A 24,097-nucleotide genomic window follows, 5' to 3' on the forward strand; every position below is an offset into this window, starting at 1 on the left:
GATGACCACCCGCGAAGCCGTCCGTCCGCTACGGCGCTATGGAGGGCGCGCGGCCGGACGGCTCCGCTCCCGTCGAGCTACACCACCATCGGGGACACGACCGGCGGATGCTCGCGACCTGTCGCAGTGCGCTACGGCGCGAACTCGATCGGCAAGAGAAAACGTTTGCGCGAAAGGTGTTAGAGCCGCTCTCCGCACCGTCGTGTCGCCTGGCAACTGAGATAGCAGAGCCTCGCGCGAGCGCCGGCGCCGAACCGGCCTCCCGCCGCGCGCCCGCGCCAGGCTCTTGCGGCAGGTGCGCCGCGCGTGTCTCATCTCGCCGAAGAGAGGGAGGGCGCGATGGACGCGGCGATCGACTACGAGCGGGAATACGACAATCGCGGGCGGGTGCCCGAGCATCCCGAGATCATCGCCGGCTGGGCGCGGGACGCCGCCGCCTTCCGGGAGACGCACGCACCCCTCGAGATCGTCTACGGTCCGGGCGAGCGCCAGCGCATCGACCTCTTCCGCCCGCAGATCGAGAAGGCGCGCGCGGCCGTGATGTTCGTCCACGGCGGCTATTGGCAGGCGCTCGATCGCTCGTATTTCAGCCATCTGGCGCGGGGCCTCATGATGCACGGCATCGAGGTCGCGATCCCGAGCTACACGCTGGCGCCGCAGGCGCGCATCGGCGAGATCGTCGAGGAGATGCGCGCCTGCGCCCGCGAGATGGCGCGCTTCGAGCGCCCCCTCGTCGTCGCCGGCCATTCCGCGGGCGGGCACCTCGCCGCGTGCCTGCTCGGCACGCATTGGAAGGCGGTGTCGCAGGACCTGCCCGACGACCTGGTGCGCGCGGCCTATTGCATCTCGGGCCTGTTCGACCTCGCCCCGCTCCTCCACACCAAGGTCAACGGCGCGCTTCGCATGGACGAGGCGCAAGCGCGCGCTGCGAGCCCGCTCCTGTGGGAGCCGATCACGGGTTGCACGCTCGACGCCGTCGTCGGCGGCATCGAGAGCGCGGAATATCACCGCCAGAGCCGCGCCATCGTCGAGGAATGGGGCGCGAAGGGCGTCGCGACCCGCTACGAGGAGGTGCCGGGCGCGCATCATTTCGACGTGATCGCACCCTTGGCGGACCCGCATTCCGGCATGGTCGCGCGCCTCCTCGAGCTCGTCCGCGCCCAGCGCTGAGGCGACGGTCGCGAGGGCGGGACGGCGCGCGCGACGTGCGCCGAGAGGAGCCGAGAGTGGCCGTTACTCGGCCGCCTCCCGCAATTCCGCGACGCTCACGAAGCAGGCTTCGAGGGAGCGTACGAGGTGGTCCATGTCGGCGTCCGTGTGCAGCGGGCCCGGCGTGATGCGAAGCCGCTCCGTGCCGCGCGCCACCGTCGGATAGTTGATCGGCTGCACGTAGATGCCGTGGCGCTCCAGCAGGAGATCGGTGATCGCCTTGCAGCGCACGGGATCACCGACCATGACCGGCACGATGTGGCTGTCGTTCATCATGTGCGGGATGCCGACGGCGTCGAGCTTGGCACGCAGGGCGGCGACGCGGTCGCGCTGGGCGAGGCGCTCGCTGTCGGACGCCTTCAGGTGGCGGATCGCGGCGCGCGCGCCCGCCGCCAGGGCCGGCGGCAGGGCGGTGGTGAAGATGAAGCCCGAGGCGAAGCTGCGCACGAAGTCGCACACCGCGGCCGAGCCCGCGATGTAGCCGCCCATCACCCCGAAGGCCTTGCCGAGCGTGCCCTCGATGATGGTGAGCCGGTGCGCGAGGCCCTCGCGCTCCGACACGCCGCCGCCGCGCGGGCCGTACATGCCCACCGCATGCACCTCGTCGAGATAGGTCATGGCGCCGTAGGCTTCGGCCACGTCGCAGATCTCCGCGATGGGCGCGATGTCGCCGTCCATCGAGTAGACCGATTCGAAGGCGACGATCTTCGGGCGCGCCGGGTCGATGGCGGCGAGCTTCGCCTCGAGATCGGCGACGTCGTTGTGGCGGAAGATGACGCGGTCGGCCTTGGAATGGCGGATGCCCTCGATCATCGAGGCGTGATTGCCCGCGTCCGACAGGATCACCGCGTCGGGCAGCTTGGCGCCGAGCGTCGAGAGCGCCGCCCAGTTCGAGACGTAGCCGGAGGTGAAGAGGAGCGCGGCCTCCTTGCCGTGGAGATCGGCGAGCTCGTGCTCGAGCAGCACGTGCGCGTGCGTCGTGCCCGAGATGTTGCGCGTGCCGCCCGCTCCCGCGCCGCAGCGCGCGATGGTCTCCTGCATGGCCGCGACGACGTCGGGATGCTGGCCCATGCCGAGATAGTCGTTCGAGCACCACACGGTGACCTCGCGCTCCTCGCCGTCGCGCCGGAACGTCGCCCTCGGGAAGGCGCCGGCGCGGCGCTCGAGATCGGCGAAGACGCGGTAATTCCCCTCCTGGCGCAGCCCGTCGAGCGCGGTGCGGAAGATCTCTTCGTAATTCATCATCGTCTCCACAGGCTGTACGCTGAAGGACCGTAGGCGGAGGATCGCAGGAGCGAGACCCGCGGGGCGGGCGCGTCCTCGTCGACGCGGGCGCCGGCGGGCTCGCGTGCGGGATCACGGATGGGCTCGCGGGCGAGCGCGACCGGCGCGGGAGCGGCGGCTCCCGTGCGGGGACGCCACAGCACGATCGAGGGGAAGGGCAGGACCAGGAACCAGTGCTCGAGCACGGCGAGCGCGAGCAGCGTACCCACGAGCGACAGGCTCGCCGCCGTAAAGCCGCTCGCCTCCCCCGTGATCACCGGGCGCGCGAGGAGCGCGAGCACGACGAGCGCCGCGGAGACCGAGACGGGAAAGAACAGGTTCATCGGCTTTCGCGTGAACCACGAGGTGAGATAGGCGAGGTGCTCGGGCAGGAAGCCGTCGGCGTGGTTGGGCACGCCGAGGAAGATGTTGATCTTGGCCGAGAGCCGCATCGCCCACAGGACCCCGTAGGTCATGAGCGCCGTCTGGTTCTCGCCGCCCCACGAGACCGCGAGGACGACGAGGAAGCCGGCGGCGATCGCGAGCTCGTGCCAGATGATCGCCTCGACGGCGTGGCGCAGCCGCAGCCAGCCGCGCGTTCCCGCCGGCGAGGCCGTGGTGCGCGGGCCCGTGATCCAGCCGGTGAGGAAGGACACCTCCGTCCACCCCCAGACGACCAGCGCGCAGGCGAAGGCGCACAGGGCCGAGGCGACGCTCGTCACCTCGGACGACCAGGCGAGCCCCCACAGGGCGAAGGCGGTGAGCACGCTCGCCCCCGCCATCGTCCACGGGAACGTCCAGCGCGGCAGCCGGTCGAGCATCAGGATCAGCCCGGTGGACGCCCACCAGGCGAAGAGCGCGAAACCGGCTGCGGCGAGGACCATCGTCATCGAGCGCGCGTCCTCACCAGGCCGGCTCGAGCCGCACCGAGGCCGGGACCTCGTTGCGCTTGACGGGCAGGAGATAGAGCCGCGCGAAGGTGGCGGCGGCCGCCACCGAGAGCGCCGCCTTGCGCAGGCGCCCGGCGAGGCCACCGTGCGCCGCCGCCTTCTCCATGGAGCGCGAGATCCGCACGAGACGGTCGAGCCCGGGCTTGAAGGCCGGGTGATCGATGTCGAGCACGACGGGGAAGACCTGGCGGGAGACTTCCGAGGTGATGCGGAAGACGCGGTAGTCGTAATCGTCGGGATCGATGCCGAGCGCCGCGTGGAAGTTCGGCCGTGCGTGATCGCGCACGTACATCGTCGCGTAGACGGCGAGCAGGAAGAAGCGCACCCAATACGCGTTCATCCCGGAGACGAGATGCGGGTTCGCGCGCATGAGCAGCGCGAAGGCCTCCCCGTGGCGGAACTCGTCATTGCACCACTTCTCGAACCACTTGAAGATCGGGTGGAAGCGCAGCTCCGGGTTCCGCTCGAAGAGGCGATAGATGGTGATGTAGCGCGCGTAGCCGATCTTCTCCGACAGGTAGGTCGCGTAGAAGATGAACTTCGGCTTGAAATAGGTGTACTTCTTCGCCTTCGTCAGGAAGGCGAGGTCGACCGCGATGTCGAGGTCCTTGAGCGTGTCGTTGATGAAGCCGGCATGGCGCCCCTCGTCGCGCGCCATGAGCGCGAAGAGCTCGCGCACATCCGGGTTCTTGATGTGCTTCTTGAGCTCGACATAGAGCACGCAGCCCGAGAACTCGGCCGTCACCGACGAGATCAGGAAGTCCTTGAGCTCCTCCTGCAGGCCTTCCGGCAGGGCGGAGAGATCGAAATCGTCCCACTCGTCCGTGCGCTTGAAATGGCCCTTGTTGGGATCGTCGCGCATCTCCTTGATCAGCGCGTCCCAGTCCCGGCGCACGGGCTCGACGTCGATCGCGTCCATGGCGGCGTGATCGGTCGTGTAGAAGCGCGGGGAGAGCATCGTGCTCTCCTGGGCGCGGCGGGTCGAGTCGTTGACGTCGCGCGCGGGCCGGCGCGGCTTGCCGCCTTCGCCCTGGCCGACGCCGCCTTCCATCGTGATCATGGTCTCGTCCTCCCGTCCCGTGTCTCAGGCGCCCCGCGCGGGCGCGGTGCGCGCCGGCGTGTCGCTCTTGTGGATCTGCGGAGGATGCCCTTCGAAACCGACCTCGAACAGGTCGGTTAGTTCCGCATAGCCCTCCGCCTTGGCGAAGAGCCTGTCGAAGATGGTCGCGCGGATCACGGTGGCCCGGCGCTCGAAGACCTGGCGCTCCCCGTGGGGCACGATGGTGGGCGCGCCGTGGACGATGACCTCGTCCCCGGGCGCCACCTTGATCCCGTGCAGGTCGACATGCGCGTGCAGGCTGTCGAACGTGTTCTCGATCTCGACGGTGCAGGGCACCTCGATGGTGCGGCGGAAGATCATGACGCCTCTCCCTGTGCGTTCAGGATCGCGACGAACGGCGCGAAATTGTCAGGCCCGAAGGCCGAGAGGTCGATCGAGGCACGGGTGGCCGTATCCTCGAGCGAGAGATGGCCCGTGGGCCACAGGACGAGGGTGAAGGGCACCTCGGCGCCGATCTCCCGGCGCTTGCGCTCGCGGGCGAGCCCGCGCAGCGCCCCGCGCACGAAGCCGTTGGTGCCCGGATCGAAGACGCGGATGACGTCCCCGTCCGCCGCGTCGCGCACCACCACCGCCCCGTCCGCCCGGTCCTCGAAGACGATCGGCATGGCGAGATGCGCCCCCGACAGGTCCCGCGGCGCCGGCTCGGTCTCGCGGAAGACGCCGACGACGGCGAGGATCGCGACGAGCAGGCCCGCCGCCGCCCACAGCACCGCGCGGGGGAAGTGCTGGCGTCGGGGCGTGCGCTCCGCGGAGGGCGAAGCGGGCGGTGGGGCGGAGGGTGGCTTGGAATGCGCGTTCATCGAAAAAGTGTCCCTCGGGAACGGCGTCGGGGCGGGCTGCCGCCAGTCGGCGGCAGCGGGTCAGGCGGTGGCGGGCTCGAGCCCGCTCGCGCGGCGCTCGCCGTCGCGGCGCCCCGTGCCGCGCGCGGTCGCCGGCTCGGCCGCCGCGTTCTCCCCGTGGATCGCCGTGAGGCGCTCGGCGAGGATGGCGGCGACGCGCTCGACGTCGGGCACGCAGCGCAGCATCGGCTCGACCTTCGAGAAGCGCCAGGGCCGCACGTAGGGCCAGAACAGGACGTAGGAGAGCCGCCGCTCGCTCTTGACGGTGAGCACGACGTCGCCCGTCCCGTTGGGCCAGCGCTTGATCGCGACGTTCTCGACGAGCTTGAACGGCACGTTGACGCTCATGGGCAGCGCGACGCCGAAGGAGAGGATCACCCGCTCGTTCGTGACGGTGAAGAAGGTCGAGCGGGCCGACAGCCAGGCGTAGAGCGACAGGAGCCCGATCGCCGCGGCCCCGATGACGAGGAGCCACGTCGCCCCGAGCACGGCCGCGAGCGGCCCGCCTCCGGAAGCGAGCGCGTCCGCCGCCGCGACGACGGCGAGGACGCCGAAATAGAGGCTCAGGCCGCGAAGATGCATGGCGCGCCGCGCCATGCCGCGCCAGGAGGGCTGCCCCTGCCACAGCATGGTCTCGCCCTTCGGCAACGGCGCCGGCAGGCCGCGCGGGGTGACCGGCTCCGCCTCGCTCGCCTCGCGGGCGGAGGCGGCGAGCGCCTCCTCGGGCTTCTTGACGATGGCGATGCTCATATGATCGGCTCCGCGCGCTCGGGGGTGGCGTAGATGGTGCCGCCACCGAAATAGCCCGTGATCTTGTCCTCCTCGCGCGCCGTGATCCGGTCGGGCGTGGCGAGCGCCGGGACGGTGGCGAACTGGGAGGCGAGGATCGAGGCCACGTGGACCTCGCCCTTCATCTTCTTCATGCGGCAGAAATTCATCGGCACGAGCACCGTGCGCGCGCCCTCGGCGAGCGGCAGCTCGGTCTCGAGGTAGCGGATCATCGGCTCGGAACGGTCGATCCAGACCTCGGTGACGACGCCCGCCTTCACGCCGTCGGCGCCGTAGACCGCCATGCCGATGGGGCTGACGTCCTCGGCGGCGACCATGAAGTCGGTGGCGACGCGCAGCGGCACCGTGCGGTCCTGGTCCTCGGCGGTGAGCTCGGGCACGTCCTCGCGAAGCGCGTAGGAGGCGGCGCCGATGCCGTCGATCATCGGGTTGCCGGTGGGCTTGAGCGGCGCACCGGGCCAGGGCTCGGCCGGCACCGCCTTGAGCTCGCGCTCGTCGACGTGGCCGGGAGGCGCCTGGTAGGTGTGCCCGTTGCGCAAGAGGAAGGTCTTGGGCTTGGGCATCGAGGGGAAGCCCTGGACGAGCACGTGCTCGGAGCGCTCCGAGACGAGCGGATAGCCCTCGCGCTTGTCCTCGCGGCGCAGATAGAAGATCAGCCCGGCGAAGAAGAACCAGAAGACGTAGAGCGTGACCTGCGCGACGTCGATGTAACCCGTGATGGCTCCGGTGCCCATGGAAGCCTCCTGTATCAAGCTGGCAAGTCGGCGAGACCGAACCGCTCGCGGGGCGCCGAACGGCCGACCGAAGCGGATGCGACCAGCGGACCGATCGCGACGAGGGAGAGGAAGAGAACGAGGATCTCGAGGTGGTAGACGACGTGGTAGCCGATCTCCGGACCCGTCAGGGCCGGGCCCAGCGCCCCCGCCGTGGCGAGCGCACCGACGCCGTCGCGGATGGCGCCGCCGAGCGCGATGCCCGCGCCCGCCGCCGTCGCCTGCACGGCGCCCCAGGCGCCGAGGGCGAGGCCCGTGCCGGCTTCGTCCGCGAGCGCCATGGCGCCGGTGAGCGTGCCCACGGCGAACAGGCCCGCGCCGACCCCGATCAGCAGCGCGCCGGTGCGCAGGAGGAGCGTCGACTGGAAGGCGCCCGCCACGACGACGCAGGAGAAGGCGGCGATGCCGAAGAGGACGCCCAGAGCCGCCAGGCGATAGGGGTTGCCCCCTCGCGTCAACCGCCGCGCCGACCAGGCGAAGCCCAGGAGCGAGCCACCGGCGAGGAGCGCCGTGAGCGCAGTCGTCGCGCCCACCGAGAGGCCGAGCACCTCGCCGCCATAGGGCTCGAGCAGGATGTCCTGCATGGAGAAGCCGGCCGTGCCGAGCCCCACCGCGACGAGGGTGCGGGTGGCGCGACCGCCGGCGACGAACTTGGCCCACGCCTCGCGGAAGGCCGGGCGCGGCGCGTCCTTGCGGGTGCGGGCGGGATCGCGGGCCTCCTGCTTCCACAGGGCGACCATGTTGAGGACCATGGTGACGACGGCCGCGCCCTGGACCACCTGGATGAGCTTGAGGTGGCTGTAGGGCTCGAGCAGGAAGGAGAACAGGATCGCGCTCGCCACCATGCCGGCCAGCAGCATCACGTAGAGGAAGGCGACCACGCGCGGGCGCGTCTCCTCCGGCGCGAGGTCGGTCGCGAGCGCGAGACCCGCCGTCTGCGTGGTGTGGAGGCCGGCTCCTACGAGGAGGAAGGCGAGCCCCGCCCCGAGCTGCCCCACCCAGACGGGGCCCTCCCCGCCCCCGGACAGGACGAGGAGCGCGAAGGGCATGATCGCGAGGCCGCCGAACTGCAGCAGCGAGCCGAACCAGATGTAGGGCACGCGCTTCCAGCCGAGCAGCGAGCGGTGGTGGTCCGAGCGATGGCCGACGAGCGCGCGCACGGGCGCGAACAGGACCGGCAGCGCGATCATCGTGGCCACCAGCCACGCCGGCACCTCGAGCTCGAGGATCATGACCCGGTTGAGCGTGCCGTTGAGCAGCACGATCGCCATGCCCACCGAGACCTGGAACAGCGACAGCCGCAGCAGCCGCGGCAGCGGCAATTCCCGCGTCGCCGCGTCCGCGAACGGCAGGAAGCGCGTGCCGATCAGCGTCCAGACGCTCGAGATGGCGGGCCGCGCGTCGCTCATGCGGGGACGAGCTCCAGGGCTTGCGAGGTGTAGAAGCCGCGCGCGATCCGGCGCGTGCGCCCGGGCCGCCAGCCGGCGGCGGCGGGCTCGGCGGCGAAGAGGCGCTGGAGGGTCGTCTCCGACACGGGCTCGATCGCCGGCGAGCGGTCCGAGCGCGGGAAGAGCTTGCCGGCGGCATGCATCATGGAGAGCGCGGGCGTGCGCGGGGCGAAGGTGGAGATCACCGCCCGCTCCGTGCGGCTCGCCAGCGCGGCGAGCGCGCTCGCCATGTCGCCGGCGCGATAATGGATGAGGCTGTCCATGGCCACGACGTAGTCGAAGCGCCCCAGCCCCTGGTCGAGCATGTCGCCGGTGCGGAAGTCGACGAGCGCGGGGTCCACGTCCGCCGGCAGCCGCTCGCGCGCCACCGAAACGAGGCTGTCGGCGACGTCGATCGCGACGACCCGCGCTCCGCGCCGAGCCGCCTCGACGCTGAGCGCCCCGGTGCCGCAGCCGGCGTCGAGCAGGGTGAGGCCCGTCATGTCCGCCGGCAGCCAGGAGAGGATCGTCGCGCGCATCTGTGCGCGCCCTTCGCGCACCGTGGCGCGGATCCGGCTCACGGGAGCATCCGACGTCAGCCGCGCCCAGGTCTCCGACGCGGTGCGGTCGAAATAGGCCTGGAGCTGATGACGGCGTGTTATGTAGCTCGGGCTGTGCATGTCGGTCGAACCCCGGTTCGGGCGTTGCGCGTTCTCGCGTTACGTTGCGTCAGTCGAAGCCGAGAAGATCGAAGATCTCGCGATCCTTCAGCGAATCGACGAGGCGTGGCTCGGTGCCGTCGAGCAGCGTCTGCGCCAGGCGAAGGTACTCGTCCTGCACGGCCACGACATCGGGTTCATCCCCCATCTCGAAGAGCGTGCGCTTGCCGAGCCGCGAGCGGCGGATCGCGTCGAGATCCGGCAGGCGGCCGAGGATGTTCAGCCCCACCTTGTCGGTGAAGCGCTCGATCTGGTCGGTCGCCGCCGAGCGGTTGGCGATGACGCCGCCGACCCGCACTTCGTAATTCTTCGACTTCGCCTTGATCGCCTGGACGATGCGGTTCATCGCGAAGATCGAATCGAAGTCGTTGGCGGTGACGATGATCGCCCGCTCGGCGTGCTGGAGCGGCGCGGCGAAGCCGCCGCAGACGACGTCGCCGAGCACGTCGAAGATGACGACGTCGGTGTCCTCGAGCAGGTGATGCTCCTTGAGGAGCTTCACCGTCTGCCCGACGACGTAGCCGCCGCAGCCGGTGCCGGCGGGCGGGCCGCCGGCTTCCACGCACATGACGCCGTTCGTGCCCTCGAAGACGAAGTCCTCGATGCGCAGCTCCTCGGAATGGAAGTTCACCGTCTCCAGCACGTCGATGACGGTGGGGATGAGCTTCTTCGTCAGCGTGAAGGTCGAATCGTGCTTGGGATCGCAGCCGATCTGCAGCACGCGCTTGCCGAGCTTGGAGAAGGCCACCGACAGGTTGGAGGACGTGGTCGACTTTCCGATCCCGCCCTTGCCGTAGACGGCGAAGACCTGGGCCTTGCCCATGTCGAGATTCGGGTCGAGGTGAACCTGCACCGAGCCCTCGCCGTCGGAGCGTCCGAGCGTCGGGCGCCGGGGGAGGGGCGCGCGGATGTTCAAGGCGGTCACGGGGTGGCTCCTTCGGTGATGCCCTCGAGTCGATCCTCGAGGGCCTCGCCCGCGGCGCGAAGCGCGGCGAGCGTTGCGGCGTCGGGCGTCCAGTAGCGGCGCTCGTGCGCCTCGATGAGGCGATTGGCCATCTTCACGGACGCCTTCGGGTTGAGCGCCGCCATGCGTTCGCGCATGGCCGCGTCGAGGACGAAGGTCTCGGTGAGGCGCTGGTACACCCAGTCCTGGACCTGGCCGGTGGTGGCCGACCAACCCATCGTGTTGGTGACGGAGGCCTCGATCTGGCGCACGCCCTCGTAGCCGTGCTGCAGGAGGCCCTCGTACCATTTCGGATTGAGCATGCGGGTGCGCGCTTCCAGCGCCACCTGCTCGGTGAGCGTGCGCACCACGTTCTTGCCCTTGGTCTGGTCCCCGATATAGACGGGCACCGTGCCCGCGGCGGGATCGCCGCCGGCGGCGCGGCGGGCGCGGCCGATGGCCTTCGAGATGCCGCCGAGGCTGTCGTAGTACTGGTCGACGGTGGTGACGCCGAGCTCGACCGATTCGAGGTTCTGGTAGGCGAGATCCGCCCCCGCCAGCATGCTCTCGAACAGTGCCGGCTGCTTCGTCGTCTTGCCGGAGCGGCCGTAGGCGAAGCACTTGCGGCGCGAGAAGGTCTCGGCGAGCTCGTCCTCGTCGTCCCATGCGCCGGCGTCGATCAGCTGGTTGACGTTGGCGCCGTAGGCGCCGTCGGCGTTGGAGAAGATGCGCAGGGCCGCCGTCTCGAGGTCGCAGCCGCGCTCGGCCATGTGGGCGCGGGCGTGCTTGGCGACGAAGTTCATCTCGTCGGGCTCGTCCGCCGAGGCGGCGAGGTAGGCGGCCTCGGCGAGCATGCGCGTCTGGAGCGGCATCAGGTCCCGGAAGATGCCCGAGAGGGTCGCGACGACGTCGATGCGCGGGCGCCCGAGCTCGGAGAGCGGCCGCAGCGTCGCGCCGCACAGCCGTCCGTAGCTGTCGAACTTCGGAGCCGCCCCCATCAGCGCGAGCGCCTGGCCGACGGGCGCACCCTCGGACTTCAGCGTGTCGGTGCCCCACAGCACCATCGCCACGGTCTCGGGCAGAGGATTGCCGTCGGCCATGTGGCGGCGGATCAGCTCCTGCGCCTGGCGCGCACCGTCCTTGACCGCGTAGGCGCTGGGGATGCGGAACGGGTCGAAGCCGTGGATGTTGCGCCCCGTCGGCAGGATCGCAGGCGTGCGCAGGAGATCGCCGCCCGGCGCGGGCGGGACGTAGCCGGCATCGAGCGCGTGCAGGATCGCCGGCAGCTCGTCGTCCGAGGCGAGCGCGGCGTTGACCGCCTGCAGCCGGCCGAGGATCTCGAGGTGTTCCGGCCCGATCTCGCCGCGACCCGGCTCTCCCGCCTGGTGGGCGGCGGCGGGCGTGGCGCCGGCGGCGAGCGCCTCGGCGGTGGCGCGCGGCAACGCGATCCCGTCGGAGGCGTCGGCCACGGCCATGAGCAGGTCGGCCCGCTCGGTCGCCGAAGGCGCGCGGCCCACGACGTGGAGGCCGTGCGGGATGAGCGTCGTCTCGTATTCGAGGATCCGCTCCCACAGCCGCGCGATGTCCTCGCTGCCGCTCTCGCCCGGATCGGCGAGGACGAAATCGAGCTCGGTCGCCTGGCCGCGGATCATCGCGGCGAGCTCGGCCCGCTCCGTCGCCTCCTCGGGAGGCAGCGCGCGCCAGCGCTCGACGGCGCCCTTGAGCTCGACGAGACCGCGATAGAGCCCCGCCTGCGCCACCGGCGGCGTGAGGTAGGAGATCAAGGTCGCCGCCGCGCGGCGCTTGGCGATCGTGCCCTCGGAGGGGTTGTTGGCGGCATAGAGGTAGAGGTTGGGCAGATCGCCGATGAGACGGTCCGGCCAGCAGGCGCCGGAGAGGCCGGTCTGCTTGCCCGGCATGAATTCCAGCGCGCCGTGGGTGCCGAAATGCAGGACGGCGTTCGCGCCGAAATCCTCGCGCAGCCAGCGGTAATAGGCGGAGAAGGCGTGGGTCGGCGCGAAGCCCTTCTCGAAGAGGAGCCGCATCGGGTCCCCCTCGTAGCCGAAGCCGGGCTGCACGCCCACGAAGACGTTGCCGAAATGCGCGCCCAGAACCAGGATCGCCGACCCGTCGGAGAGCTGGCGCCCGGGCGCCGCGCCCCATTGCGCCTCGATCTCGGCGAGATGCGGCTCGCGGCGCACGTGATCGTCGGTGAGGATGCGCGCGGCGACGTTCGCGTCCGCGCCGTAGCGCGCAGCGTTGCCCTCGAGGAGCGCGGTGCGCAGCGCGTCGACGTCCGCGGGCAGATCGACCGCGTAGCCGGCGTCCTTCAGGCCACGAAGCGTGTTGTGGAGCGATTCGAACACGGCGAGGAAGGCCGCCGAGCCGGTGGCGCCGGCGTTCGGGGGGAAATTGAAGATCGTGATCGCGACCTTGCGCTCGGCCCGCTTCGTGCGCCTGAGGCGCACGAGCCGCGCGACGCGGGCGGCGAGCATGGCGACGCGCTCGGGCTGCGGGCGCATGTCGTTGCCGGCCTCGTCCTCGCCGCCGTTACGCCCGGCGAAGAGGATCGGGCCGGTCGCGCCGTCGAGCTCGGGCAGCGCAACCGTCATCGTCGCCTCGACGGGCAGGAGCCCGCGATCGGAGCGTTCCCAGGCCGAGAGCGTCTGGAACTCGCTCGCCTGGGCGGCGACGTAGGGCACGTCGAGCCGCGCGAGGATCGCCTCCGCGGCCTTCGAATCGTTGTAGGCCGGGCCGCCGACGAGGGAGAAGCCGGTCAGCGAGACGACGGCGTCCACGGCCGGCCGACCGTTCGCGTCGAAGAAGCAGCGCTCCATGGCCGGGCGTGCGTCGAGCCCGGCGGCGAAGCAGGGCACGACGTCGAGGCCCTTCGCCTCGAGCGCGCGGATCACGCCGTCGTAATGCGCCGTGTCCTCCGCGACGATGTAGGAGCGCAGGCACACGAGGCCCACGCGCCCGAGCGCGCCCCCCCGAGGCAGCGCGTCCACGGCCTGGCCGATGCGACCGGGAATGTCGGGATGGTAGACGCCGATCTCGGCCACCTCGACGGGGTCGCCCACCTTCAAGGTGCCGCGCAGGCGCTTGCGCGGGCCGTCGGCATAGCGGTCCACCAGCAGGCGAACCATGTTGGCGACGTTCTCCTCCGAGCCCGCGAGCCAATATTGCAGGCACAGGAGATAGGCGCGCAGGTCCTGGGCGGTGCCCGGGATGAAGCGCAGGATCTGCGGGATGCGGCGCAGCATCTTGAGCTGGCGCGCACCCGAATCGCCCTTGCCCGGCGCGCCGTCCTTCTTCGAGCCCTTGGGACGCAGCTTCTTGAGCAACGCCATCGGGCCCGAGGCCGGCTTTCGCATGTCGAGGCCGCCCATGCGGGTGAGGCGCGTCACCTCGCCGGCGGACATGCAGGAGACCAGCGCGTCGCAGGCGTCGCGCCGCTTCTCGAGCGCGGGCATGACGGCGCGGATGTGGTCCTCGAGGAACATCATCGTGCACACGACGATGTCCGCGCGCTCGATGTCGGAGCGGGCGCGGGCCACGGCCTCCGCGTCGTCCTCCCAATCGGTCGCGCAATGCATGCCGAGCGACAGGCCCGGCATCTCGCGGGACAGCGTGCGCCGGGCGCGGGCGACGGGGCCGGCGAGATGGTTGTCGAGGGTCACGATGACGAAGCGCAGGGGCATCCCCGCCGCGGCCGGCGAAGCGGCGGCATCGAGGCAGCCGGACGCCGGCGCCTCGAGCGCCCGGATCGTCAGGTCCGTGCGGTCAGCGACTGAAGTGAGCCTTCGCATCGTAGATCGTCTCGAGCGTGATGGACGCGACCCCGCGCTCGTGCGCGAAGCGTTCGGTGTTGCGCCGGGCCTTGCCGCGCACGAAGAAGGGGATCTTGAGCAGTTCCTTCTCCGCCTCGGCGGTCCAGGCGGGGGAGGCGGACGCGTCCGTCTCGGTCGACGCGGCGGCGGGCGGCGCGACGACGATGGGCTCCGCGGGCGGGGTTGCGGGCGCCGCCTCGCGCCGCGGCGCCGCGTGCTCGGAGGCGAGGTGCGACGGCACCGCGGCGTCGTTGAACTCGAAATCGTCGCGGAACATCGACAGGAGATGCTCCTCGAGCCCCATCACCAGCGGATGGACGAAGGTGTCGAAGAGGACGTTCGCGCCCTCGAAGCCCATCTGCGGCGAGTAGCGGGCGGGGAAGTCCTGCACGTGGACGGGCGCGGAGATCACGGCGCAGGCGATGCCCAGCCGTTTGGCGATGTGGCGCTCCATCTGCGTGCCGAGCACGAGCTCGGGCGCAGCGGCGGCGATGGCGTCCTCGACCTCGAGGTGATCGTCCGTGATCAGCGCTTCGAGCCCGAGCCGGCCGGCGGCCTCGCGCACCTCGCGGGCGAGCTCGCGGGAATAGGTGCCGAGCCCCACCACCTCGAAGCAGAGCTCCTCGGCGGCGACCCGCGCCGCGGCGATGGCGTGGGTGGCGTCGCCGAAGACGAAGACTCGCTTGCCGGTTAGGTAGTTCGAATCGACCGAGCGCGACCACCACGGCAGCCGCCCCGCGCCCTCGGCGAGCACGTCGGAGACGTCGATGCCCGCCAGCGCGCCGATCTCGGCGATGAACTCGCGCGTGGCGTTGACGCCGATGGGCACGGTCTTGGTGAAGGGCTGGCGGCAGGCGCGCTCCAGATGGCGCGCGGCCGAGCCGGCGATCTCCGGATAGAGCACAACGTTGAAATCGGCCTCGCCGAGGCGCGCGATGTCGTGGGCGCGCGCACCCAGCGGCGCGACGACGTTGACGCGAAGCCCCATGCGCACGAGGAGGCGGTGGATCTCATCGAGATCGTCGCGGTGGCGGAAGCCGAGCGCGGTGGGTCCGAGGATGTTGCAGGACGGCGCCTCGCCTTCCGCCCGCGGCGCCGTGCGCGGTCGCGCGAGGGCGCGCACGAGCTGGAGGAAGGTCTCCGCCGCGCCCCAGTTCTCCTTGCGCTGATAGGAGGGCAGCTCGAGCGGGACGACGGGGATCGGGAGGTTCAGGGCGCGCGCGAGCCCGCCGGGATCGTCCTGGATCAGCTCCGCGGTGCACGACGCGCCCACCAGCATCAGGTCGGGCTCGAAGCGCTCGTAGGCTTCGCGCGCGGCCTCCTTGAAGATCTCCGCCGTGTCGGCGCCGAGATCGCGGGCCTGGAAGGTCGTGTAGGTGACGGGCGGGCGCTGGTCGCGCCGCTCGATCATGGTGAAGAGCAGGTCGGCGTAGGTATCGCCCTGGGGCGCGTGGAGGACGTAGTGCACCCCCTCCATGGCCGTGGCGATCCGCATCGCGCCGACGTGGGGAGGAGCCTCGTAGGTCCAGACGGTGAGCTTCATCGGCTCAGACCTTCAGCTTCGCACGGCGCAGGAGCGGGCGAACGAAGAGACCGGAGAGGTCCGCCGCCTGGTCGTAGCCGTGGATGGGGGTGAAGAGCAGCTCGATCGACCATTTGGTCGCGAGCCCCTCCGCCTCGAGCGGATTGGCGAGGCCCAGCCCGCACACGGTGATGTCCGGCGCCGCCGCGCGGCAGCGGTCGAGCTGGCGGTCGACGTGCTGGCCCTCGACGATCGCGACGCCGTCGGGCAGGAGCGCGAGCTCCTCGGCCATGTGGCGCGCATGGAGATAGGGCGTGCCGATCTCCACGAGCTCCATGCCGAGCTCGCGATGCAGGAAGCGCGCGATGGGCACCTCGAGCTGCGAATCGGGGAAGAAGAAGATGCGCTTGCCTTCGAGCCGGGCGCGATCGCGCGCGACCGCCGCGCGCCCGCGGGCCTCCATCGGCGCGACGACGCGCGCGAACAGGTCGGGATCGACGTCGAAGGCGTCCGCCGCCGCCTTCAGCCACGCGGTCGTGCCCTCGATGCCGAGCGGGAACGGAGCGCAGAGCGGCTGCGCGCCGCGATCCTCGAGGGCGCGGGCGGTATCCGCCAGGAAGGGCTGGGCGAGGAGCAGGCACGTGCCCTCCCCCACCGCCGGCAGCGCGTTCGCGCGGCGCATCGGCAGGAAGCGCGCGGGAATGCCGAGCGCCTCGAAGATTCGGGCGAACTGGTCCTCGACCACGTCCGCCAAGGCCCCGACGACGAGGAGCTCGCGTGCCGCCGGCTCCGCCCGCGGCAGGCTCGGCACGAGGGAGGCGAGGCAGGCGTCCTCGCCTTGCGTGAAGGTCGTCTCGATCCCCGAGCCGGAATAGGAGAGCACGCGCACGTCCGGCAGGAAGCGCGCCGAGAGGCGCTGGGACGCGCGCGAGAGGTCGAGCTTGATCACCTCGGACGGGCAGGAGCCCACGAGGAAGAGCATCTTGATGTCGGGGCGCCGGGCCAGCAGCCGCTCGACGCAGGCGTCGAGCTCCTCGTTGGCGTCGGCGAGGCCGGCGAGGTCGCGCTCCTCGATGATGGCGGTGGCGAATCGCGGCTCGGCGAAGATCATCACGCCGGCGGCCGACTGCATTAGATGCGCGCAGGTGCGCGAGCCCACGATCAGGAAGAACGCGTCCTGGATCTTGCGGTGCATCCAGATGATGCCGGTCAGCCCGCAGAAGACCTCGCGCTGGCCGCGCTCCGTGCGCACGACGGGGCCGGAGCGCTCCGTCGCGCGGGCGTCGGCGGGAGCCGGAACGTCGGCGCAGCCGGCCGAGACGGGACGGCGCGCGCCGTCGACGATGACGTGGCGGTTCATCGCGCGCCCTCCCCGATCAGGGAGATCGCGGGGGCCGCCTCGCGCGCCTCCTGCATCCGCGCGGCGCGCAGCTTGAGGACGAATTGCACGGCGTTGACGACGTAGGCGGCGTAGGCCGCGAGCGCGACGGCCATCTGCCCGCGCGTCCCGATCAGATCCGTGAACAGAGCCACGAGATAGAAGGTGTGCAGCGCGATGACGCCGAAGGAGACCACGTCCTCCCAGAAGAACGGCTCGGCGAACAAGTAGACGCCGAAGACCTCCTTCTCCCAGATCGCGCCGGTGACCATGATCGTGTAGAGCGTCAGCGTCTTCGCGACGATGGAGATCGTCGCCGCCGCGTAGCCCTCGCCGGTCGCGAGATACCGGGCGATGAGGGCGATCGAGACGAGGCACACCAGGAACTGCACGGGGGCGAGAACGCCCTGCACGATGGTCCACGGCGAGGCGTCGCGGCGCGCACGCTGCTGCGGCGTATAGAGCCCTCGCCTCGGTGTCTCGGCGTCGGCGCGACGCATCGCGACCCTCCCTGAACGGCACCCGTTTTCTTGCCTTCGAAGCTAGGGAGAGGCTCCACGAGTGTCAACCTAGATTGACGTCAATCCAGCCTCACAATAAACACGGTCGGGTTAAGTGCGTAGCGCCGAGCCACTTGCGCGCGCCGCAGGCTCCGCCTTATGATCGTTCGAAGTTCAGCCAAGCTCGAATGTGAGAAAAACCAAGAAAAACAACGGTTCGCCGAGCGAAAAAGACGTTGGACGCCGGAACGAAGGGAGGTGTCCATGGCCATCCTCAAGGAGGCGACCGCCGCTTCCTCCGCATCTGCGGGGGACGAGCGTGCGGCGAACGGCAGGCCCGCGAGCCATGCGTCCGGCGGGCGCGACGCCCGCAGGGATGCGCTCTCTCGAGCGATCGAGGCGCAGATCATCCCCAGGCTGATGCTCGTCCACGCGAGCGGCGGCTGCACGGACGCCGTCTCCCGCGATCCCGCGCCGACGCGCGAGGAAGCCATCGAGCTCGCCAGCCTCGTGCTCGCCCACGACGTCGGGGTCGCGCAATCGTACGTCGACGTCCTGCGGGCGCGCGGGGCGACGCTGGAGACCATCTTCCTCGATCTCCTCGCGCCGGCGGCGAATCATCTGGACACGTTGTGGCGCGAGGATCGCGCGGATTTCTGCGAGATCACCATCGCCCTCTCTCGGCTGCAGCAGCTCCTGCGCGGGCTCGGCGTACCGTTCGAGGCGGAAGGCGAGTTCACAGTGTCAGAGAAGCGCGTGCTGCTCGCCTCCACGCCGGGGGAGACGCACACGTTCGGCATCTCCATCGTGGAGGAGTTCATGCGTCGCGGCGGCTGGGACGCCGCCTGCGCGCCGGGCGCCTCCGCCACCGAGCTCGGCCGCCTCGTGGGGCGCGACTGGTTCGACGTCGTCGGCTTCTCCTTGAGCTGCGAGTGCTTGCTCGCGGAGCTTTCGTCCGCTATCGACATCGTCCGACGTCGGTCGCGGAATCGTCGAGTCGGCGTCCTGGTTGGGGGCCATTACTTCAACGAGCACCCCGAGAGCGCTGCGTCGATCGGCGCCGATCTCGTGGCGTTCGACGGCCTCGACGCCGTCAGGAAGGCGCAGCGGTTCGTGGGAGGCGCCGCGCGGGCCAGGTGAGGGATCGGCTTGGAACAGCGAGGATCGCAGCGCCCGATGGACACTCCTCCGGCTCCCGAGGGCCTGCGCCGATTCCGGGCCCCTGAGACGTCGCTCGCCGACGTCGACGCGGCGGGCGCGGCGCGGCTCATCGCGACGACCAACGATCTCGCCCTCGTGCTCGACGGCGACGGCGTCATCGAGGACGTCGCCATCGGCTCCGCCGAGCTCGAGGGAGAGGATTGCTCCCGCTGGCTCGGCCGGCGCTGGATCGACACCGTCACCGTGGAGAGCCGCGAGAAGATCGAGGCGCTCATGCGCCACGCCGGCTCCGACGACGCGCGGATCTGGCGCCAGGTCAACCATCCGCGCAGCACCGGCCCGGATCTCCCCATCCTGTATTCCGCCGTGGACGTCGGCCGCTCCGGGCGAATCGTCGCCGTGGGGCGCGACCTGCGCGGCGTCGCCTCGCTCCAGCGCAAGCTCGTCGACGCCCAGGCCGCGATGGAGCGCGAATACGCCCATCTGCGCAGCGCCGAGACGCGCTATCGCCTGCTCTTCCAGATCGCCACCGAGGCGGTCCTCGTCGTCGACGCCGCGACTCGGCGCGTGAGCGAGGCGAACCCCTCCGCCACCGAGCTCGTCGCGAGCGGGACGCCGCTCAACGGGCGCAGCTTGGCCCAGCTCTTCTCTCCCGAGAGCGCCGGCGCGCTCGAGGATCTCCTCGCCGCCGCCCGCACCGCCGGGCGCTCGGACGAGGCGCGGCTCAAGCTCGCGGACGGGCGCGACGCGCTCGCCTCCGCCTCCGTCTTCCGCCAGGAGCGCGTGACGCATTTCCTGGTGCGGCTCACGCCGCCCGGCGGCGGCGCCACGACGCTCGCGGCCTCGCGCCGACGTGTGCTGCGCGTCGTCGAGCGCCTGCCGGACGCCCTCGTCGTCACCGATTCGGACCGGCGCATCCTCACGGCCAACGCCGCCTTCCTCGATCTCGTCCAGCTCGCCACCGAGGAGCAGGCGCGCGGCGAGCCGCTCGACCGCTGGCTCGGGCGATCGAGCGTGGATTGCAACGTGCTCGTGGCGAGCGTGCGCGAGCACGGCTCCGTCAAGCGCTTCGGCACGCTGGTCCAGGGCGAGTACGGGCTCACCGAGGAGGTCGAGGTCTCCGCCGTGATCGCGCCGGAGGCGGAGGAGACCTATTTCGGCTTCACCATCCGCTCCGCGACGCCGCGCGCGGCCTCGGTGCTGGGCATCGGCGGGCCCGAATTGCCGCATTCCGTGGCGCAGATGAAGGAGCTCGTCGGGCGCGTGTCGCTCAAGGAGCTCGTGCGCGAGACGACGGACGTCATCGAGAAGCTGTGCATCGAGGCCGCCCTCGATCTCACCGGCGACAACAGAGCCTCGGCGGCGGAGATGCTCGGCCTCTCGCGCCAGAGCTTCTACGCCAAGCTGCGCCGCTACGGCCTTGGCGACCTCGACCACGAGGACTGACCCGCCGGGCCCCGACGGCCCGTCACCCCAATTGACACACATCAGTGTCAATTCTGATTGACGCCGGCGATCGAGGGGGTAGCATCTCCCCCATGACGCGACCGGCCATCCTCTCCTTCACCGAGCTCCTGAAGCCGATCACCTGGTTCGCACCCATGTGGGCGTTCGCCTGCGGGGTCGTCTCCTCGGGCGTCGCGGCGGATACGCGCTGGCCGGTGATTCTCGCCGGCATCGTGCTCGCTGGTCCGCTCGTGTGCGCGGCGAGCCAGGCGGTGAACGACTGGTACGACCGCCACGTGGACGCCATCAACGAGCCGAACCGGCCGATCCCGTCCGGGCGCATTCCCGGCCGCTGGGGGCTCTACATCGCGGTGATCTGGACGGCCCTCTCCGCCCTCGTCGCCTTCCTGCTCGGACCGGTCGTGCTCCTCGCGGGCATCGTCGGCCTCGCCCTCGCCTGGGCCTATTCCGCTCCGCCCTTCCGCCTCAAGCAGAACGGCTGGTGGGGGAACTCGGCGGTGGCGATCTCCTACGAGGGCCTCCCGTGGTTCACGGGCGCGGCGATCATGGCCGCCGCCTTCCCGGACTGGCGCATCGTCGTCGTGGCGCTGCTCTATTCCTTCGGCGCCCACGGCATCATGACGCTCAACGACTTCAAGTCGGTGGAGGGGGACACCCGCGAGGGCGTCGATTCGCTCCCCGTGCTGCTGGGCGTCGACCGCGCCGCGCGCCTCGCCTGCTGGGTCATGGCCGCGCCGCAGGTCGTCGTGATCGCCCTCCTGTTCGCCTGGGGCGCGCCCTGGCACGCGCTCGCGGTGACGGCGCTCCTCGCGGCGCAGGCCGCGCTGATGGGCAAGCTCGTCGCCGATCCCCGCGGCAAGGCCGCCTGGTACAACGCCACCGGCACGACGCTCTACGTGCTCGGCATGCTCGTCACCGCTTTCGCCCTGCGCGGGCTCGGCCCGGTCGCCTGAGGGAGGAGTGTCCATGAACGCCGCGCGCGCGAGCGCCCCGCTCTCCTGGTTCGGCATCGCACGGCTCGGCCTCGTCCAGGCCTCGCTGGGCGCCATCGTCGTCATCACCACCTCCACGCTCAACCGCGTGATGGTGGTGGAGTTGGCGCTCGCCGCCTCGCTGCCCGGCCTCCTCGTCGGATTGCATTACGCGGTCCAGCTCCTGCGGCCGCGGTGGGGCCACGGCTCGGACGTCGGCGGGCGGCGCACGCCCTGGATCGTCGGCGGCATGGCGGCGCTCGCCGCCGGCGCCGTGCTGGCCGCGCTCGCCACCGCCCTCGCCGCGACGAACCTCGTCGCCGGCATCGCGCTCTCGACGCTCGCCTTCGGCGTGATCGGCATCGGCGTGGGCGCGTCGGGCACCTCGCTCCTCGCGCTCCTCGCCGAGCGCGTGGCGCCCGCGCGGCAGGCGTCGGCGGCCGCCATCGTCTGGATCATGATGATCGCGGGCTTCATCGTCACCGCCGGGACGGCGGGGCACTTTCTCGACCCGTTCTCGATGACGCGCCTCGTCGCCGTCACCGCCGGCGTCGCGGGGATCGCCTTCCTCGTGACGATCCTCGCGGTCGCGGGCGTCGAAGGCGCGCGCCGGGCCCGGTCGGCCGGCGCGAGCGGCGCGGCGAAAGTGCCCTTCCGGCAGGCGCTGGCGGAGGTCTGGGCCGAGCCGACGGCGCGGCGCTTCACGATCTTCGTCTTCGTCTCGATGCTCGCCTACTCCGCGCAGGACCTCATCCTCGAGCCCTTCGCCGGCGCGGTCTTCGCGATGACGCCCGGCGAGACGACGCAGCTGTCGGGCGTCCAGAACGGCGGCGTCCTCGTCGGCATGATCCTCACGGGCCTCCTCGGCGGGGGCTTTCGCGAGGGCGGGCGCTCGCGCCTGCATCTGTGGGCGATCGGGGGCTGCCTGATCTCGGCGGCGGCGCTCGCCGGCCTCGCCTTCGGCGGCGCGCTGGGTGCTGCGTCCTTCGGGGCCGTCTGGCCGCTCCATGCGAACGTGGCCGTGCTCGGCTTCGGCAACGGCGTCTTCGCGGTGGCCGCCATCGGCTCGATGATGCGGCTCGCCCGCGAGGGTGCGGCGAACCGCGAGGGCACGCGCGTCGGCCTCTGGGGCGCGGCGCAGGGCGTCGCTTTCGGGCTCGGCGGCCTCGTCGGCACCATCGCGGTCGATGTCGGGCGCCTCGTGCTCGACGGCACCGCCGAGGCCTATGCCGGCGTGTTCCTGGGCGAGGCCGTGCTCTTTATCGTCTCCGCCGTCCTGGCGGCGCGGGTGATGAGCGCCGGCGCCCTCGCGCCGGCCGGAGGTAGAGGCGCCGCCGCCATCGTGCGCGCGCAGCCCGTTCTGCAAGGGAGGACGACGTCGTGACCTTCGAGAGCTCCACCGAGATCGCCACGTCGGTCGATCCTGCGGCGGTCGCCGGCCACCGTCCGCACCCCGCGATGGACCGAGACCACACCTTCGACGTCGTCGTCGTCGGCGGCGGCCCGGCGGGCGCCACGGCGGCGAGCGACCTCGCGCGAGGGGGCCGCGACGTGCTCCTCCTCGACAGGGCGGGACGCATCAAGCCCTGCGGCGGCGCGATCCCGCCGCGCCTCGTGCGCGACTTCGCCATTCCCGACGGCATCCTGTGCGCGCGCATTTCGGGGGCGCGGATGATCGCGCCCTCGGACAAGCGCGTCGACATGCCCATCGAGGACGGGTTCGTCGGCATGGTGGACCGCGAGGTCTTCGACGAATGGCTGCGCACGCGCGCCGTCGCCAACGGCGCGACGCGCCTGGACGGCACGTTCGAGACGCTCACGCGCGATCCCGACGGCGTCGCGCGGGTGCATTGGAAGGTCGCGACGAAGGACGGCGGCGGGACGCTGAGCGTGCGGGCTCGCGCGGTGATCGGCGCCGACGGCGCCAATTCCGCCGTGGCCCGCGAGGCGGTTCCCCAGCGCGGGCCCGTCCCCTTCGTCTTCGCCTATCACGAGATCGTCGAGGCGCCGGAGACGGGCACGGCGGACTACGAGGAGAACCGCTGCGACGTCTTCTACCAGGGCAAGCTCTCGCCGGACTTCTACGCCTGGGTCTTCCCGCACGGGAAGACCGCCTCGATCGGCGTCGGATCGATGCACAAGGGCTTCGGCCTCAAGGACGCCGTCGCGGAGCTGCGCGGGACGACGAAGCTCGACGGCGTGCGCACCATCCGCAAGGAAGGCGCGCCGATCCCGCTCCATCCCGCGAAGAAGTGGGACAACGATCGCGACGTGCTGCTCGCGGGCGACGCCGCCGGCGTCGTCGCGCCGGCCTCGGGCGAGGGCATCTACTACGCCATGGTGGGCGGGCGCCTCGCGGCGGAGGCGGTGGAGACCTATCTCGAGACCGGCCGCTCGCAGGCTCTGGCGGGCGCGCGAAAAGCCTTCATGAAGGCGCACGGGCGCGTGTTCTTCATCCTGGGGATCATGCAGCGCTTCTGGTACGTCAACGACAAGCGCCGGGAGCGCTTCGTCTCGATCTGCCGGGACGCCGACGTGCAGCGCCTCACCTGGCAGGCCTACATGAACAAGGAGCTCGTGCGCCGCGATCCGATGGCGCACGTGCGCATCTTCTTCAAGGATCTCGCCCACCTGTTCGGGCTGGTGAGGCCTTGATCGACTTCGTCGCGTCCGGCCGGGTCTTCGACCTCGTCGCCGCGATCCTGGCGCTGGAGGGGCTCGCCCTCCTCCTCGTCGGCCGCCTGCCGTCGATGCGGGCGCGGCTCTTCCCGCCTTGGCGCCGCCTCGCCCCCGGCGATCTCGCCGGGTTCGTCGTGGCGGGGCTTGGTCTCTCCATCGCGGCGCGCGCCGCGATCCGAGAAGACGATTGGACGATCGTGGCCGCCGGCCTGACGATCGCCTTCCTCGCGCATGTCTACGACTTGCGACGACGCTGGATCCGCGCGGCCTAGTCTCGACACGGTGCGGCGAAGAGCCTGCGGAGGCTGCGCGTTTCCTGCGCAAAAACACGCACGTGCTCGCTTTTTCTGCGATGAAGACTTGTCGTGCAGATGTGTCAAGCTATACTGACATGATCGGAGCGGCTTCCCCCGCGCTCCGTCCCCCGTTCTGCAGGAGGCCGCCATGCCGAGCCGCCCCGACACCCCCCTCCTCGACACGATCCGCGATCCCTCCGCTCTGCGGGGTCTCTCCGACCAGGAGCTGCGGCGGGTCGCCGACGAGCTGCGGGCGGAGAC

Annotated in this window: 21 protein-coding genes; 7 read left to right on the forward strand and 14 right to left on the reverse strand. The window is 71.1% G+C overall.

The window, feature by feature from the left end:
- Positions 1-339 precede the first annotated feature (339 nt).
- Positions 340-1,170, forward strand: coding sequence for an alpha/beta hydrolase (locus IEX89_RS23535; RefSeq protein ID WP_188915737.1), 831 nt, complete (start codon positions 340-342; stop codon positions 1,168-1,170).
- A 63-nt stretch (positions 1,171-1,233) separates the two neighbouring features.
- On the opposite strand, the gene hemA is transcribed toward IEX89_RS23535, so the two are convergent.
- From hemA to bchF, 14 genes are all read right to left on the reverse strand, one after another.
- The gene (hemA, locus tag IEX89_RS23540; protein WP_188915753.1) at positions 1,234-2,451 is read right to left on the reverse strand and encodes a 5-aminolevulinate synthase; all 1,218 of its coding nucleotides are present in this window, start codon (positions 2,449-2,451) and stop codon (positions 1,234-1,236) included.
- Positions 2,451-3,362: a putative photosynthetic complex assembly protein PuhE gene (puhE, locus tag IEX89_RS23545; RefSeq protein ID WP_188915738.1), complete on the reverse strand. Its 912-nt coding sequence runs from the start codon at positions 3,360-3,362 to the stop codon at positions 2,451-2,453. The genes hemA and puhE overlap by 1 nt, the downstream gene beginning before the upstream one ends.
- Positions 3,363-3,375: 13 nt before the next feature.
- Complete coding sequence (gene acsF / locus IEX89_RS23550) at positions 3,376-4,482, reverse strand: magnesium-protoporphyrin IX monomethyl ester (oxidative) cyclase (RefSeq protein WP_373290639.1); 1,107 nt, start codon at positions 4,480-4,482, stop codon at positions 3,376-3,378.
- A 24-nt stretch (positions 4,483-4,506) separates the two neighbouring features.
- A complete protein-coding gene (locus IEX89_RS23555) occupies positions 4,507-4,842 on the reverse strand; it encodes an O2-dependent cyclase accessory protein (RefSeq protein WP_244645669.1) in 336 nt (111 codons plus the stop codon).
- Positions 4,839-5,342 carry a photosynthetic complex assembly protein PuhC gene (gene puhC / locus IEX89_RS23560; RefSeq protein WP_188915739.1) on the reverse strand — a complete coding sequence of 168 codons (504 nt, stop codon included), beginning with the start codon at positions 5,340-5,342 and terminating at the stop codon, positions 4,839-4,841. Before puhC ends, IEX89_RS23555 begins: the two co-directional genes overlap by 4 nt.
- Before the next feature lie 60 nt (positions 5,343-5,402).
- Complete coding sequence (puhB, locus tag IEX89_RS23565) at positions 5,403-6,131, reverse strand: photosynthetic complex putative assembly protein PuhB (protein WP_188915740.1); 729 nt, start codon at positions 6,129-6,131, stop codon at positions 5,403-5,405.
- A complete protein-coding gene (gene puhA / locus IEX89_RS23570) occupies positions 6,128-6,904 on the reverse strand; it encodes a photosynthetic reaction center subunit H (protein WP_188915741.1) in 777 nt (258 codons plus the stop codon). Before puhA ends, puhB begins: the two co-directional genes overlap by 4 nt.
- A gap of 14 nt (positions 6,905-6,918) precedes the next feature.
- Complete coding sequence (locus IEX89_RS23575; RefSeq protein WP_188915742.1) at positions 6,919-8,352, reverse strand: PucC family protein; 1,434 nt, start codon at positions 8,350-8,352, stop codon at positions 6,919-6,921.
- Entirely contained in the window at positions 8,349-9,050 is a 702-nt protein-coding gene (gene bchM / locus IEX89_RS23580; RefSeq protein ID WP_188915743.1) for a magnesium protoporphyrin IX methyltransferase, read from the reverse strand. The genes IEX89_RS23575 and bchM overlap by 4 nt, the downstream gene beginning before the upstream one ends.
- Before the next feature lie 49 nt (positions 9,051-9,099).
- Positions 9,100-10,014 (reverse strand): ferredoxin:protochlorophyllide reductase (ATP-dependent) iron-sulfur ATP-binding protein, encoded by a 915-nt coding sequence (gene bchL / locus IEX89_RS23585; RefSeq protein WP_244645670.1) that lies wholly within the window; start codon positions 10,012-10,014, stop codon positions 9,100-9,102.
- Positions 10,011-13,733, reverse strand: coding sequence for a magnesium chelatase subunit H (locus IEX89_RS23590; protein ID WP_210317707.1), 3,723 nt, complete (start codon positions 13,731-13,733; stop codon positions 10,011-10,013). The genes bchL and IEX89_RS23590 overlap by 4 nt, the downstream gene beginning before the upstream one ends.
- A gap of 82 nt (positions 13,734-13,815) precedes the next feature.
- Complete coding sequence (gene bchB, locus IEX89_RS23595) at positions 13,816-15,405, reverse strand: ferredoxin:protochlorophyllide reductase (ATP-dependent) subunit B (protein ID WP_188915745.1); 1,590 nt, start codon at positions 15,403-15,405, stop codon at positions 13,816-13,818.
- A gap of 4 nt (positions 15,406-15,409) precedes the next feature.
- Positions 15,410-16,744 (reverse strand): ferredoxin:protochlorophyllide reductase (ATP-dependent) subunit N, encoded by a 1,335-nt coding sequence (locus tag IEX89_RS23600; protein ID WP_188915746.1) that lies wholly within the window; start codon positions 16,742-16,744, stop codon positions 15,410-15,412.
- Positions 16,741-17,262, reverse strand: a complete 522-nt coding sequence (bchF, locus tag IEX89_RS23605; protein ID WP_188915747.1) for a 2-vinyl bacteriochlorophyllide hydratase — start codon at positions 17,260-17,262, stop codon at positions 16,741-16,743. Before bchF ends, IEX89_RS23600 begins: the two co-directional genes overlap by 4 nt.
- A gap of 264 nt (positions 17,263-17,526) precedes the next feature.
- Here bchF and IEX89_RS23610 point away from each other — a divergent pair, with 264 nt between their 5' ends.
- The 6 genes from IEX89_RS23610 (at position 17,527) to IEX89_RS23635 (ending at position 23,812) form a co-directional block, all read left to right on the forward strand.
- On the forward strand, positions 17,527-18,402 hold the full coding sequence (locus IEX89_RS23610) for a cobalamin B12-binding domain-containing protein (protein ID WP_188915748.1): 876 nt from the start codon (positions 17,527-17,529) through the stop codon (positions 18,400-18,402).
- Between the two features lie 36 nt (positions 18,403-18,438).
- Complete coding sequence (gene ppsR / locus IEX89_RS23615; protein WP_188915749.1) at positions 18,439-19,869, forward strand: transcriptional regulator PpsR; 1,431 nt, start codon at positions 18,439-18,441, stop codon at positions 19,867-19,869.
- 92 nt (positions 19,870-19,961) lie between these two features.
- The gene (gene chlG, locus IEX89_RS23620; protein WP_188915750.1) at positions 19,962-20,843 is read left to right on the forward strand and encodes a chlorophyll synthase ChlG; all 882 of its coding nucleotides are present in this window, start codon (positions 19,962-19,964) and stop codon (positions 20,841-20,843) included.
- Positions 20,844-20,856: 13 nt separating this feature from the next.
- Positions 20,857-22,245, forward strand: coding sequence for a BCD family MFS transporter (locus IEX89_RS23625; RefSeq protein ID WP_188915751.1), 1,389 nt, complete (start codon positions 20,857-20,859; stop codon positions 22,243-22,245).
- Between the two features lie 74 nt (positions 22,246-22,319).
- A complete protein-coding gene (locus tag IEX89_RS23630) occupies positions 22,320-23,516 on the forward strand; it encodes a geranylgeranyl diphosphate reductase (RefSeq protein ID WP_188915756.1) in 1,197 nt (398 codons plus the stop codon).
- Positions 23,513-23,812 carry a hypothetical protein gene (locus IEX89_RS23635; protein WP_188915752.1) on the forward strand — a complete coding sequence of 100 codons (300 nt, stop codon included), beginning with the start codon at positions 23,513-23,515 and terminating at the stop codon, positions 23,810-23,812. The genes IEX89_RS23630 and IEX89_RS23635 overlap by 4 nt, the downstream gene beginning before the upstream one ends.
- Positions 23,813-24,097 lie beyond the last annotated feature (285 nt).

It is taken from the genome of Salinarimonas ramus, from assembly GCF_014645695.1.
GTDB classification, from domain to species: Bacteria; Pseudomonadota; Alphaproteobacteria; order Rhizobiales; family Beijerinckiaceae; genus Salinarimonas; species Salinarimonas ramus.